The organism is Martinezella rhizogenes (assembly GCF_000799715.1).
Classification (GTDB): Bacteria; Pseudomonadota; Alphaproteobacteria; order Rhizobiales; family Rhizobiaceae; genus Rhizobium; species Rhizobium rhizogenes_C.
Genome location: NZ_JUHG01000011.1, coordinates 918292 through 930997 on the forward strand (window position 1 = coordinate 918292; position 12706 = coordinate 930997).

14 protein-coding genes are annotated in these 12706 nt (G+C 59.7%); 9 read left to right on the forward strand and 5 right to left on the reverse strand.

The features are described 5' to 3' along the window. Positions 1–106 precede the first annotated feature (106 nt). Together greA and EX00_RS08345 are read left to right on the forward strand one after the other, a co-directional pair. A complete protein-coding gene (gene greA, locus EX00_RS08340) occupies positions 107–583 on the forward strand; it encodes a transcription elongation factor GreA (protein ID WP_047456224.1) in 477 nt (158 codons plus the stop codon). Between the two features lie 6 nt (positions 584–589). Next, the gene (locus tag EX00_RS08345) at positions 590–1660 is read left to right on the forward strand and encodes a glycosyltransferase family 4 protein (protein WP_047456225.1); all 1071 of its coding nucleotides are present in this window, start codon (positions 590–592) and stop codon (positions 1658–1660) included. A gap of 9 nt (positions 1661–1669) precedes the next feature. Here the strand turns inward: EX00_RS08345 and EX00_RS08350 are convergent, their stop codons facing one another. Genes EX00_RS08350 through EX00_RS08360 form a run of 3 tightly spaced genes read right to left on the reverse strand, consistent with a single transcriptional unit; the run spans position 1670 to position 3983 of the window. Then, positions 1670–2584, reverse strand: a complete 915-nt coding sequence (locus EX00_RS08350; protein WP_047456227.1) for a glycosyltransferase family 92 protein — start codon at positions 2582–2584, stop codon at positions 1670–1672. Between the two features lie 18 nt (positions 2585–2602). Further along, positions 2603–3511 carry a glycosyl transferase gene (locus EX00_RS08355; RefSeq protein WP_047456229.1) on the reverse strand — a complete coding sequence of 303 codons (909 nt, stop codon included), beginning with the start codon at positions 3509–3511 and terminating at the stop codon, positions 2603–2605. Positions 3512–3515: 4 nt separating this feature from the next. Then, complete coding sequence (locus tag EX00_RS08360) at positions 3516–3983, reverse strand: Lrp/AsnC family transcriptional regulator (protein WP_047456230.1); 468 nt, start codon at positions 3981–3983, stop codon at positions 3516–3518. Positions 3984–4223: 240 nt separating this feature from the next. Here EX00_RS08360 and trxB point away from each other — a divergent pair, with 240 nt between their 5' ends. From trxB to EX00_RS08385, 5 genes are all read left to right on the forward strand, one after another. Then, positions 4224–5198: a thioredoxin-disulfide reductase gene (gene trxB, locus EX00_RS08365; RefSeq protein ID WP_047456232.1), complete on the forward strand. Its 975-nt coding sequence runs from the start codon at positions 4224–4226 to the stop codon at positions 5196–5198. Positions 5199–5221: 23 nt separating this feature from the next. Then, a complete protein-coding gene (locus EX00_RS08370) occupies positions 5222–6118 on the forward strand; it encodes a LysR family transcriptional regulator VtlR (RefSeq protein ID WP_047456234.1) in 897 nt (298 codons plus the stop codon). Positions 6119–6685: 567 nt separating this feature from the next. After that, entirely contained in the window at positions 6686–6979 is a 294-nt protein-coding gene (locus EX00_RS08375) for an ArsR/SmtB family transcription factor (RefSeq protein WP_047456236.1), read from the forward strand. A 120-nt stretch (positions 6980–7099) separates the two neighbouring features. Then, positions 7100–8209, forward strand: a complete 1110-nt coding sequence (locus EX00_RS08380; protein ID WP_047456238.1) for an alkene reductase — start codon at positions 7100–7102, stop codon at positions 8207–8209. 82 nt (positions 8210–8291) lie between these two features. Beyond that, entirely contained in the window at positions 8292–9095 is an 804-nt protein-coding gene (locus tag EX00_RS08385) for an aminoglycoside phosphotransferase family protein (RefSeq protein ID WP_047456239.1), read from the forward strand. 9 nt (positions 9096–9104) lie between these two features. Here EX00_RS08385 and EX00_RS08390 read toward each other — a convergent pair whose 3' ends face one another. Further along, positions 9105–10079, reverse strand: coding sequence for an SDR family oxidoreductase (locus tag EX00_RS08390; protein WP_047456241.1), 975 nt, complete (start codon positions 10077–10079; stop codon positions 9105–9107). 91 nt (positions 10080–10170) lie between these two features. Between EX00_RS08390 and EX00_RS08395 the strand changes: the two genes are divergently transcribed. Further along, positions 10171–11061 (forward strand): LysR family transcriptional regulator, encoded by an 891-nt coding sequence (locus EX00_RS08395; RefSeq protein ID WP_047456243.1) that lies wholly within the window; start codon positions 10171–10173, stop codon positions 11059–11061. Here the strand turns inward: EX00_RS08395 and EX00_RS08400 are convergent. Continuing rightward, the gene (locus tag EX00_RS08400; protein ID WP_047456245.1) at positions 11058–11339 is read right to left on the reverse strand and encodes a DUF2188 domain-containing protein; all 282 of its coding nucleotides are present in this window, start codon (positions 11337–11339) and stop codon (positions 11058–11060) included. The genes EX00_RS08395 and EX00_RS08400 overlap by 4 nt on opposite strands. 231 nt (positions 11340–11570) lie before the next feature. Here EX00_RS08400 and EX00_RS08405 point away from each other — a divergent pair, with 231 nt between their 5' ends. After that, entirely contained in the window at positions 11571–12668 is a 1098-nt protein-coding gene (locus EX00_RS08405; protein ID WP_047456247.1) for a calcium:cation antiporter, read from the forward strand. The last annotated feature ends 38 nt before the right edge of the window (positions 12669–12706 follow it).

The following is a 12706-nucleotide window of genomic DNA, read 5'->3' on the forward strand; positions in this document are numbered from 1 at the left end:
TATAGATGACAAAATAATGGCTCTACATGGTTCCGAAGTACCGCTTCGGGACCTGTTTTCTTTTGTGTCTGCGACAGAGCAACACAGGGAGTGAAGGACAAGAAAAATGGTTGAAAAGGTACCGATGACACAGAACGGGTTCGTCAAGCTGCAGGAAGAACTGCGCTGGCGTCAGCAGAACGAGCGCCCGCGAATCATCGAAGCGATTTCCGAAGCCCGCGCCCATGGCGACCTCTCCGAAAACGCCGAGTACCACGCCGCCAAGGAAGCCCAGAGCCACAATGAAGGCCGCATCGGCGAACTCGAAGACCTGACGGCACGCGCCGAGGTCATCGACCTCTCCAAGATGTCCGGCTCGACGGTCAAGTTCGGCGCCAAGGTAAAGCTCGTCGACGAGGACACCGAAGAAGAGAAGAACTATCAGATCGTTGGCGACCAGGAAGCCGACGTGAAGGCCGGTCGCATCTCGATTTCGTCGCCGATCGCCCGCGCGCTGATCGGCAAGGAAGTTGGCGATTCCATTGAGGTCAACGCTCCCGGCGGCGCCAAGGCCTATGGAATCCTCTCCATCACCTGGGGCTGATCGCCCGTGCGTGACCGCGACACATCGCACTCAAGCGATATCAGCGAGATCGAGGTCATCGCGACGAACTTCAAACGCCGGCTCTCCGGCGTTACTTCCACGATCGTGCAACTGATTCCGAAGCAGATCGAGCTTGGCTGCCATATCGTCACGCTCGGCCCGGGCTTGCCGGAAGATTTGCCGAGGCTCGGCTGGGCTCGGCTTCCGGGTCTCTGGACGAAGCCACGTCGCCATCGCGCCCGCGTCTGGCATGCCCGCCGCAACAACGAGATGCTGGTCGGATTGCTTCTGCGCTCCGTGCTGCGCATGCCGCTGAAACTGGTCTTCACCTCGGCCGCCCAGCGCCGCCACACAGGCTATACGCGCTGGCTGATCCGCCGCATGGACGCGGTGATCGCCACCAGCACCCGCTCCGGCAGCTTCCTTGAGGTGCCGCATACCGTCATCCAGCATGGTGTCGACCTCAACCTGTTCCATCCGCCGGAAGTGCCCGACGACCGCATGGCCGCCACCGGCCTGCCCGGCACCTATCTGGTCGGCTGCTTCGGCCGCGTCCGCCACCAGAAAGGCACCGATCTCTTCGTCAAGGCGATGATCGAGCTTCTGCCGCTCTATCCGGACTGGACTGCGGTCATCTGCGGCCGCGTGACCACAGAGCATCGCGGCTTTGCCGACGACTTGGTAAAGATGGTAACCGCCGCCGGCCTTGCCGACCGTATCCGCTTTCTCGGCGAAGTCGATGATGTCAGGCCCTGGTATCGCCGCACGACGCTTTATGTCGCCCCTTCCCGCAATGAAGGTTTTGGCCTGACGCCGCTGGAGGCCATGGCCTCGCGCACCGTCGTCGTCGCCTCCGACGCCGGCGCCTACGCCGAGCTTGTCGCGCCGGGAGAAACCGGCGCTATCGTGCCCGCCGGTGATGGCGAGGCGCTGACGAAGGCAATCGCCTTCTATCTGGCCAATCCGGAACAGGCGCTCCAACAGGGTGAAAATGCCGTGCGCCACGTCCGCAGCGAATTCGCCCTGGAAAAGGAAGCGACGGCTATCGGCGATGTCTATCGGCAATTGCTCAGCTGAGCCGCCAGGCTACTGACCAAGGTCGATGCGGTTGCGCTCGATGAAATTGATCATCGCGCGATCCTCGACCACATCCTCCTCGATGCTTTTGACGATCGCCAGAACCTTGTCCCGATATTTGGTCGGCGAAGTATCGTAGGCCCATCCACGCGCCAGCTTCGCCATCAGCTCCTCGCGGGACTTGGTGTAATAGTGATTGAGCTGCAGAAAACGGTTCGAATAGAATGCCGGCGATTTCCGCGCTCGGCGCGTGAAGCGCTTGCCGGCATCGTTGGCTGTGAGATCTCCGAATTCGCGGGTCTGGAATTGATGCACGCTGACTTCCGTCACCTCGCAGGGATCGACGATGCATTTGAAATTGCGGACATCTTCCTTATCGGTCATCGGATCGGCGCCGCGCATCGCATAATTCAGCGCCAGCGGGCCGTCGGGCGGCGTCTCATGGCCGCTGGTGGCAAACATGTGCCACGGCAGCGAGACATTCGGGAAATCGCCGACAGCTTCGAGTGCCTGCTCGACCGTGCGCCCTACCTTCGGCAGCAGAAATTCGTCGACATCGATGAAGGCCATCCAGCGGTAGGCGCCACCGAAATTGAGGATGGCATGGGCAAAGACGATGACCTGGCCGTTCAACGTCGTTCCGGTGGCCACATCTTTCATCCGCCCGGCCCAGGGGATGATGGTCAACGTATCGGCGTCGAGCAGGCCGCGCAGAATTGCCAGGGTCTCATCCGTCGAACCGTTGTCGTAGATATAGAAATGGCGAATGCCGACGGCGCGATGGAAACGCACCCATTCCTCGATGTAGCGCGCCTCATCCTTGACGCAGACGGCGATAGCGATCCCGTGCCGGCCGTCCTGGGGCCGTGGCGGATCGATGGCCAATTTCTTGGCATCGGCAGTCCTAGGTTTCAGCCAACCCATGCGTCCGTTCCCTGCAACTCATATCGTCGATGCGGCCGCGAACCTGTCGTCATAGCCGAACCCATGTTTCAACAATGCCGAAACCGGCGAATAATTGACAAACGCCATACCTCGCTCCGAGGCGATTTCCCTTGCCAGAACAAGATGCTCCAGGATGCGGCCCTCGGCTCGGGCGATGCCGGAAAAGGCGGCTTCGTCGCTCGTCTCATAAAAACGTGGCTCACCGGCATTGGAAATGTCGATGCCGAGGAAACCGATCGTTTTGGGCGAGCAATAAAGCGCGAACTGCAACGCCGACACGGCAACCGAGCCTCCCTGGAAAACACCCAGATCCGGCGCAAAGGAGAAACCGGCGGTGCCTGCTACGTTAAGCCGTACAAAATCGAGCTTTCTGATATCGTCTATCAAGCGGCGCCGAGCGCCATAGGGTTTACTGATATTGTCAATCAGAATGATTGCCTTATCCGACAACCAACGGCTGTCCAGCTCCGAAATCGCCCGCAGCACGGGGATTGAAAACAGGCAGACCGTGCCGGGCTTGATCCTGCGCCGCATCATCTCCGAATGCCGCCAGACGAAACGCTCATCCTCCACGGCAACAGCAAGTGGCGAGGCAATCTGCTCGCCGATCAACCCGATCGCGCCGTTCAGCAGGATGGCACTATTCGTCTCCAGCCCCGTCAGATCGCTGTCGCGGATCGATGGGCCGGAGCCAACGATATGGATGATTTCACCCGCCCTTTCGCGCAACCAATCACTATCCGAGAGATCGGCGATCTTGGCGCGGTGGTAGAACACCTCCCCCGCGCCACTCTTGCGCACGATATTGAGACCCGGAAACCAGTCTTGTGCGTGAGCGCGTGAGCTGCCAAGCAGCACGCGGGCACCCATCTTGATCAATGTTCGGTGCCAGGGGCGGTCCGCCATGTCCTTAGAGCTCCACGAGACCGAGTTTCTTCACCTGCCGGATGGTCAACATGGTGCGGACCGTATCGACATGCTCGTTGGCCGTCAGGACTTCGATGACGAAATCCTGGAAGTGGGTGAGATTTTCGGCAACGCAATGCAGCAGGAAATCGCTGTCGCCGGACACCATCCATGCCTGGCGCACCAGCGGCCACTCCGCCGTGGCGCTGGCGAAAGCCTTAAGATTGGCCTCCGACTGATGCTTGAGACCGACCATGCAGAAAGCAACGAGATCAAACCCGAGTCTCGGGCTGTTCAGCATGGCGTGATAGCCCTCGATGATGCCGGCTTCTTCCAGCTTACGCACCCGGCGCAGACAGGGCGGCGCGGAGATGCCGACTCGATCGGCCAGCTCGACATTGGTCATGCGCCCGTCGCGCTGGAGTTCCCGCAAAATCTTGATATCGATGGCGTCGAGTTCAGCTCGCAGCACTTTTATTGCCTTTCTTTAATTCCCCATCGCCAGCTTCTATATAAAGCGAGGAAATTCGCAAGAAAGTTTCGCTTGAGTAACCGAATCTTACACAAAGCAGATTTGCCCTGTTGGTAATGCAAGGCTGCCCTTGAATAAATGCATGCGGCAATCATAAATGGGTCAGCAGATCGTGAAATCGCCCGCTTCGCCCGTTTGAAGCTGCAATTCACGACGCGCTGAGATTGAAAGGACTTAACTATGCCCGCCCGCCACACCAAGGTGCTCATCATCGGTTCCGGCCCCGCCGGTTATACGGCTGCCGTCTACGCGGCGCGCGCCATGCTGGAGCCGGTCCTGATCGCCGGCATGGAACAGGGCGGTCAGCTGATGATCACCACGGATGTCGAAAACTATCCGGGCTTTGCCGATCCGATCCAGGGCCCTTGGCTGATGGAGCAGATGCTGCAGCAGGCCCAGCATGTCGGCGCCGAGATCGTCAACGACCTCGTGACCGAAGTCGACACCAATCAGCGCCCCTTCGTTGCGCGCACCGATAGCGGCCAGGTCTGGACGGCCGATACGCTGATCATCGCGACCGGCGCCAAGGCCAAGTGGCTCGGCATCGAGACCGAACAGCATTTCCAGGGCTTTGGCGTCTCGGCCTGCGCCACCTGCGACGGCTTTTTCTATCGCAACAAGGATGTGATCGTGGTCGGCGGCGGCAACAGCGCCGTCGAGGAAGCGCTCTATCTCTCCAACATCACCAAGTCGGTGACAGTGGTGCATCGCCGCGATTCCTTCCGCGCCGAAAAGATCCTGCAGGAGCGCCTGTTCGCCAAGCCGAATGTCAAGATTCTCTGGAACACCGAAGTCGCCGAAATCACCGGCACGCCGGCCAAGCCGCCGATGCCACCATCGGTTTCCGGCTCGCGCTTGCGCGACACCCGCACGGGCGTCGTCACCGACGTGACCATCGACGGCATTTTCGTCGCCATCGGCCATGCGCCGGCGACCGAACTTTTCAAGGGCAAGCTGAAGCTGAAAGACAATGGCTATCTCTGGACCGCACCGGATTCGACTGCGACCAGCGTCGAAGGCATCTATGCCGCCGGCGACGTGACCGACGATACGTTCCGACAGGCGATCACCGCAGCGGGGATGGGCTGCATGGCCGCGCTTGAGGCGGAACGTTACTTGACTGGGCACATGCCCGTCGCCGTGGCTGCGGAGTGATATAGCCGATGAGGGGAAGCGGCATGCCATTGGACTGGGACAAGCTGCGTATTTTTCACGCGGCTGCCGAAGCGGGATCGTTCACGCACGCGGCCGACAAACTGCATCTGTCCCAATCGGCCATCAGCCGCCAGGTCAGCGCTCTCGAGCAGGATGTCGGCATCAAGCTGTTCCATCGCCATGCCCGCGGCCTGATCCTGACCGAACAGGGCGAATTGCTTTACCGCACCGCGCATGATGTTCTCCTGAAGCTCGAAACGGTCAAGATGCAATTGACCGATACGACCGACAAGCCGAGCGGCAAGCTGCGCGTGACGACGACGGTGGGCCTCGGCCAGGGCTGGCTGACGGATAAGATCCAGGAGTTCCTGCAGCTTTACCCCGACATGCAGATCCAGCTCATCCTCGACAATGAGGAGCTGGACGTGAACATGCGTCACGCCGATTGCGCCATCCGCCTGCGCCAACCGCAGCAGTCGGACCTGATCCAGCGCAAGCTCTTCACCGTGCACATGCATGTTTATGCCGCGCCTTCCTACATCAACCGCTACGGTGAACCGCAGTCGGTCGAGGACCTGGACGAGCATCGCATCATCAGTTTCGGCGAACCCGCGCCGAACTATCTTCTCGACGTCAACTGGCTTGAAATCGCCGGTCGCTCGTCGGACAACAAGCGTCTGCCGCACCTACAGATCAACAGCCAGACCTCGATCAAGCGCGCTTGCCTGCTCGGCATCGGCATCGCGGTACTGCCGGACTATATTGTGGGACGTGACCCCGGCTTGATTCAGCTCGCGATCAATGCCGACGTGCCATCCTTCGACACTTATTTCTGCTATCCCGACGAGATGAAAAATGCGGCAAAACTTAAAGTTTTCCGCGATTTTGTCGTTGCGAAGGCACGGAACTGGAACTTCTGATCCAATCTAAATGGTTGTAAACTCAACTCTTTTTCCATCTAATATATCAGTCATACGCATTATGCATAGCTGATATGCATAAAATAGAGTTGAAGCATGCCCATTTAACTACCATATCGCACATAGCTGATGCACACGGTGGCTTTTCCTCCCAGTTCCACCGCATTGGCTGTTCCCCTCTGGAGGTTTTTAACCTTCATACCTATAGGGCCCTGGTTTACTCCGGTGGCCCTTTTTTTTGCCTTTTTGCGCCAGACGTCGCAAACGCATAACTGCCATGCACAAAAAAGCATTGCGCATTGCACAAATTAGCATCATAACGCCCACAGCTGATGCACATGGTGGCTTTTCCTCCCAGTTCCACCGCATTGGCTGTTCCCCTCTGGAGGTTTTTAACCTTCATACCTATAGGGCCCTGGTTTATTCCAGTGGCCCTCTTTTTTTGCCTATTTTTTGAGCGCGCATTAAAATGCGCCGCACAAAAATAATATCTGGCGACGCACCTTGATATATCGAAAAACGACGATACATAAATCGTCTACTTTCGATATTCGTGAGGCAAACCCGATGGACAGGACTGAGATACTGAAGGCATTGGCCCATCCGGCCAGGCTCGAAATCCTCAATCACCTCAAAGACCCACACGCGCATTTTCCGACACAGGAACACCCGCTGGAGCTTGGCGTTTGCGCCAGCCAGTTCGAGCGCTGCGGTCTGTCGCAATCCACCGTATCTGCTCATCTCGGCACGCTGCAGCGCGCCGATCTGGTGACCACCAAGCGCCTCGGCCAATGGATTTTCTACAAGCGCAACGAGGAAACCATCGCTGAATTCCTCGCGACCCTGCAGGAGGAGCTCTGACATTAGCTTTGGCCCTCTGCGCCCTCGCGTCGAGCTCCTTTGCCGTCGGCTCGCCGACTACGACGACCTCCATCTCAGCCCCTCTCCCACCCGTCACCCCGCATAGAAAAAGGACCCCCAATGACCAAACTCTTCGACCCGACAAAACTTGGCGACATCTCTATCGCCAACCGCATCGTCATGGCGCCGCTGACGCGCAACCGCTCTCCCAATGCCGTTCCGAACGATCTGAACGTCAAATACTATGCCCAGCGCGCCACCGCAGGCCTGATCATCACCGAAGCGACCGCCATCACGCATCAAGGTCAGGGCTATGCCGACGTACCCGGCCTCTATACCAGGGAAGCCCTCGACGGCTGGAAGAAAGTGACCGATGCCGTGCATGCCAATGACGGCAAGATTGTCGTGCAGATGTGGCATGTGGGCCGCATTTCCCACACCAGCCTGCAGCCGAACGACGGTAAGCCGGTGTCCTCGACCTCCAGGACCGCCAAGGCCAAGACCTACCTCGTCCACAATGACGGCACCAGCGGCTTCGCCGACACTTCCGAGCCACGCGCACTCGAGACCGCCGAGCTTCCAGGGATCGTCGAGGACTATCGCAAGGCTGCACGCGCCGCGATTGACGCCGGTTTCGACGGCGTCGAAATCCATGCCGCCAACGGTTATCTCATCGACCAGTTCCTCCGCGCTGATGTCAACGACCGCACTGACCAGTATGGCGGCTCGATCGAGAACCGCGCTCGCTTCCTCTTTGAGGTTGTCGACGCTGTGACCAAGGAAATCGGTGCCGGCCGCACCGCGATCCGCATCTCGCCGGTAACGCCGTCTGGCGATTCCAGCGATCCGCACCCGCAGGCGCTCTTCACCTACGTCATAGAAGGTTTGGCGAAGTACGATCTCGCCTATATCCACGTCGTCGAGGGCCAGACCGGCGGCGCGCGTGACTTCCTGCCCTTCGACTACGACGCCCTGCACGCTGCCTACAAGGCGGCGGGCGGCAAGGCAGGCTGGATGCTCAACAATGGTTACGATCGTCAAATGGCGATTGAAACAGTCGACAGCGGCAGGGCCGACGTCGTCGCCTTCGGCAAACCCTTCATCTCCAATCCGGATCTCGTGCGCCGGCTGAAGGAGAATGCCCCGCTCAACACCCTCGACCAGGCAACGCTCTATGGCGGCGGCGGAAAGGGCTATGCAGACTATCCGACCCTGGACGAAGTGGCGTAACGCCAACAAGCTCCGGTATGATGCAGAAATCCCGCCGCAAGGCGGGGTTTCTTTTTGAACGATGAAAGCTAAAGTCGAAGGCATGTTCGCCCCCTATATCGACCGCTGGTCGCTCACCGCCGATGGCAAGCCCATCATCACCCATTCCAGCAATCTCCTGCCGGTCATCTGGCGGGACAAGCCCGCCATGCTGAAGGTCGCGCTCAACATCGACGAAAAATTCGGCAATCGGGTCTTGGGTTGGTGGGATGGCGACGGAGCCGCCTACGTCTATCAACATGACGACGACGCCGCACTTCTGGAACGGGCGACCGGGCCAGGCTCGCTGCTGACGATGGCAATGGACGGCGGCGATGACGAGGCAAGCCGGATCATGTGCCGCACGGCGGCGAAACTACATGCGCCACGGCTGGCGGAACTACCGTCCGATCTGGTTCCACTCGACCGTTGGTTCCACGAATTGGAGCCGGCCGCCCGCGCCCACGGCGGCATGCTCGCCACTTGCGCAGACGTGGCGCAGGGCCTGCTGACGGATCAGCGGGACCTTACCGTGCTTCATGGCGATATCCACCACGAGAACATCTTGGATTTCGGCCCTCGCGGCTGGCTCGCCATCGACCCGAAGCGCGTTTATGGCGAACGCGGCTACGACTTCGCCAATACATTCTGCAATCCGGAACTGCCCATCGTCTCCGCCCCAGGCCGCCTGCAGCGGCAATTGCCGATCGTCTGTGCCGAAGCAGGGCTGGAGCCAAAGCGGTTGCTGCGGTGGATCATCGCCTATGCCGGCCTTTCAGCAACATGGTTCCTCAGCGACGGCGACACGAAAAACGCGGAGTCGGATTTTACAGTCGCCAGGATCGCACTCGCCGAGCTCCAGACCTGACGGCGGGTCTCATCGCGCCGGCAAGCAGCCTATTCCGACCAGGCTTGCCTTCACCGCCTCATCGATCGGGGTATGCGGCTCCTCACCAAGCACGGCCACGAGCTTGTCATTTCTCATTTGCAACGGCACATTCCAGAGATAACGCATCTCGCGAAGTTCCTTCATGAGCGGCACGAAGGGTGCGGCAAGAGGCAGCACCCACCAGGGAAAAGCCTTCACTTTCACCTTATGTCCAACCGCGCGCTCGATCGCGCCGATCATCTGCCGGCCATCACCGTCCCAATGGCCGCGCATGTGATAGACCGCAAAGGCCGGAAGCGCATCGCCCTTCTCGATCAGCCGGATCATCGTCTCCGCGACATCGGGCAGATAGGCCCATTGATGGCCGACACCCGCCTTGCCCGGATAGGTTATCGACGTCACCGGCTTTCCCGGCTTCACAATGGCCTGCGACAGCCAGCCGTTAGCGCCATGGTGGCCAAAGAAGTCCCCGGCGCGAAGGATGATGACTGGCGTGCCGCTCTCGGCCGCCGCCTTCAGACGTCGCTCCATTTCGACGCGGATCGCTCCCTTGCGCGTCCGGGGACGCTGCGGGCTTTCCTCGGTCACGTCGGGAAGGACATCCGGCCCGAAATTATAGACGGTTCCCGGCAGCACAATCCGCGCGCCGACCGCCCTCGCCGCCGCAATCGTGCTGTCGAGCATCGGCAGCACCAGTTGCCCCCAGTTGCGATAGCCGGGCGGGTTGACCGCATGCACGATCAGCTCCGCCCCTTCCGCCGCCTTCAGCACATCGCTTGCCTGCATCGCATCGCCCTGTATCCAGTCGAAACCGGGTTCACGACGCGCAGCCTCGGCTGCATTGCGGTTCAGCGCCCGGACGCGCCAGCCGCGAGTGGCGAGCCCCCGCGCAACAGCGCCACCGATACCGCCAGTGGCACCCAATACGAGGGCGGTCTTTCCATTTTCCATCTGCTCAGTCATCGTCATCTCCATCACTTTGATGACGTGACTATGCCGTGCGCCGGCAATAAACGAAATTGCCGAAAAACCTGCATATGCTATACAAAAATTTATGACTACATTGGAACCAAGCTGGGATTTCTACCGCACCTTCCTCGCTGTGCTACGTCACGGCTCGCTTTCGGCTGCCGCCCGAGACCTGGGCCTCACTCAGCCGACCATCGGTCGTCACATCGATGCGCTGGAAGACGCCGTCGGTGCCGAGCTGTTTACCCGCTCGCAGCAAGGTCTTCTGCCGACGGACGCAGCCCTCGCCTTGAAACCCTACGCGGAAACACTGGCCAGCACCGCCGCCGCCCTTCTCCGCGCCGCAACCGGTTCGCGCGACCGCGTCAACGGTACGGTGCGCATCAGCGCCAGCGAGGTCATCGGCGTGGAAGTCCTGCCGCCGATTCTGGCCGGGCTGCAGGCAGCATATCCCGACCTCACCATCGAACTGTCCGCCTCGGATGCCGTCGAAGACCTGTTGCAGCGTGAGGCCGACATCGCCGTGCGCATGGTGGCGCCCGCGCAGGATGCGCTACTGGCGCGTCATATCGGCTCGATCCCTCTTGGCCTGTTCGCCCATCATCATTATCTCGAACGACATGGCGAGCCGAAGAGCATTGCGGAGCTACGCCAGCACAAGCTGATCGGCTTCGACCGCCAGACCGCTTACATCCGCACCATGATGAAGCGCTATCCCCTGCTCGACGGCATCTCCTTCGCCTTCAAGTCGGATCACAGCATCGCCCTGCACAACGCCTTGCGCGCCGGCATCGGCATCGGCTTCTATCAGGTGCCGCTTGCGAAAAGGGATGGGAATCTGGTTCGGCTATTGCCCGAGATGGAACTGCCGCTCGACACCTGGGTCGCCATGCATGAAAACCTCAAGACATCGCCGCGCTGTCGCGTGACCTTTGATGCGCTGGTAGCCGGGCTGCTGGATTATATTCGTAACTAGGCGCCTGGCGCCGTATCGACCGGCGGGAAATGCGCCTTGCCGTCGACCACTTCCGTTTCCGGGCGATCGCCGCCATCGGCATATTCCTCGTGCCACTTGCCCCTTTCATCCTGCCAACTGATCTCGGCGGAATCGCCGCCGACCTGCTGTTCGGCCGCTACGATCCGGGCTGCCTCCACGGCTTCTGAATGGGTGGGAAACGCCTCGGAATAGACACCCCCCAAACGGTACGCCCAACCACCATCATGCGGCACAATTTCGTATGTGACCTTGACCATGCATATCCTCCTTCTCATCTGCCAAGACCTTGAGAGCCGGGCGCACCCGGCAGGACCGCGGTCCATCTGAGACGAGTATCGAGGATGCCGCGACATTTTATTGGGCAGACCTATTAGAGCAGTATTCCATTAAACGCCGTCGACTGCAAATTTTGTCGTCCTGGGATGTGCTTGATGTGAGAAATCATTGGTTTAGAGTGCGAAAATGAATCGGCGCGAGAGGTGGGGACCTTGGCTATATCGAATTGGCTGAAGCAGGAGAAATTCCTGATCATCGCATTGGCAATCGCGGTGATTGCCTATCTCTGCGAACATTCCGTGCTGGAGATGGGGCGGGCAGCATCGATGCTGGCAGCCGTGGCACTGATTGCCACCATCATCCTTGTCTCGATGCGCGTCGCCCATCACGCCGAAATCCTTGCCACGAAAGTCGGCGATCCCTACGGTACGATGATCCTGACGCTATCGGCCGTCGCGGTCGAAGTCATCATGCTGGCAATCCTGATGGGTGGCGAAAGCTCGCCAACGCTGGTGCGCGACACCATCTATTCCGCCGTCATGCTCGACATCAACGGCATCATCGGTCTCGCCGCACTGATCGGCGGATTGAAGCATGGCGAGCAGGCCTATAATGACGATTCCAGCAGATCCTATGGCGTGATGATCCTGACGGCCATGGGCATCTCGATGATCGTGCCGGAATTCATCCCCGATGCGAAATGGCACTATTATTCCGCCTTCACCATCTTTGCGATGATCGCGCTCTACGCGCTCTTCCTGCGGATGCAGGTCGGCAAACACAGCTATTTCTTCAGCTACAGCTATCCGCGCATCGAAAAACAACAAGGGGTCGAGGAAGACCATCACGGCGCGGAATCGACGACCACCTCCGTCGTCACGATCCTGATCGGCGTCGTGCTGATCGGCGGACTTGCCGAGTTCATGTCCGCCTTCATGGATGTCGGCCTCAAGAATAGCGGCGCGCCACCCGCCATTGCGGCGATCGTCGTCGCCACCATTTCCGCCGCCCCGGAAATCCTGACGGCGCTGCGTTCGGCACTGCGCAATCGCATGCAGGCGACGATCAACATCGCCATGGGCGCCTCGCTCTCGACTGTCATCCTCACGGTGCCGGTCATGGAAGCGATCGCGCTCTATACCGGCCAGCCCTTCATCATGGCCATGACGCCGGTGCAGACCGTGATGATCATGATCACCCTTATCGCCGCCGCCATCAACCTCAACGACGGCGAGACCAACGCCATCGAAGGCATGACCCATTTCATCCTCTTCGCCACCTTCATCATGCTGACGATATTAGGACTTTGAGTCTGATTTCAGCGGGTTAGGGCGAAGAGCGGAATCGG

Coding starts and splice junctions, on each gene's coding strand:
- greA (WP_047456224.1), top strand. CDS start 107: ATGGTTGAAAAGGTACCGATGACACAGAACGGGTTCGTCAAGCTGCAG.
- EX00_RS08350 (WP_047456227.1), bottom strand. CDS start 2,584: ATGGGTTGGCTGAAACCTAGGACTGCCGATGCCAAGAAATTGGCCATC.
- EX00_RS08355 (WP_047456229.1), bottom strand. CDS start 3,511: ATGGCGGACCGCCCCTGGCACCGAACATTGATCAAGATGGGTGCCCGC.
- trxB (WP_047456232.1), top strand. CDS start 4,224: ATGCCCGCCCGCCACACCAAGGTGCTCATCATCGGTTCCGGCCCCGCC.
- EX00_RS08370 (WP_047456234.1), top strand. CDS start 5,222: ATGCCATTGGACTGGGACAAGCTGCGTATTTTTCACGCGGCTGCCGAA.
- EX00_RS08375 (WP_047456236.1), top strand. CDS start 6,686: ATGGACAGGACTGAGATACTGAAGGCATTGGCCCATCCGGCCAGGCTC.
- EX00_RS08380 (WP_047456238.1), top strand. CDS start 7,100: ATGACCAAACTCTTCGACCCGACAAAACTTGGCGACATCTCTATCGCC.
- EX00_RS08385 (WP_047456239.1), top strand. CDS start 8,292: ATGTTCGCCCCCTATATCGACCGCTGGTCGCTCACCGCCGATGGCAAG.
- EX00_RS08390 (WP_047456241.1), bottom strand. CDS start 10,079: ATGACTGAGCAGATGGAAAATGGAAAGACCGCCCTCGTATTGGGTGCC.
- EX00_RS08395 (WP_047456243.1), top strand. CDS start 10,171: ATGACTACATTGGAACCAAGCTGGGATTTCTACCGCACCTTCCTCGCT.
- EX00_RS08400 (WP_047456245.1), bottom strand. CDS start 11,339: ATGGTCAAGGTCACATACGAAATTGTGCCGCATGATGGTGGTTGGGCG.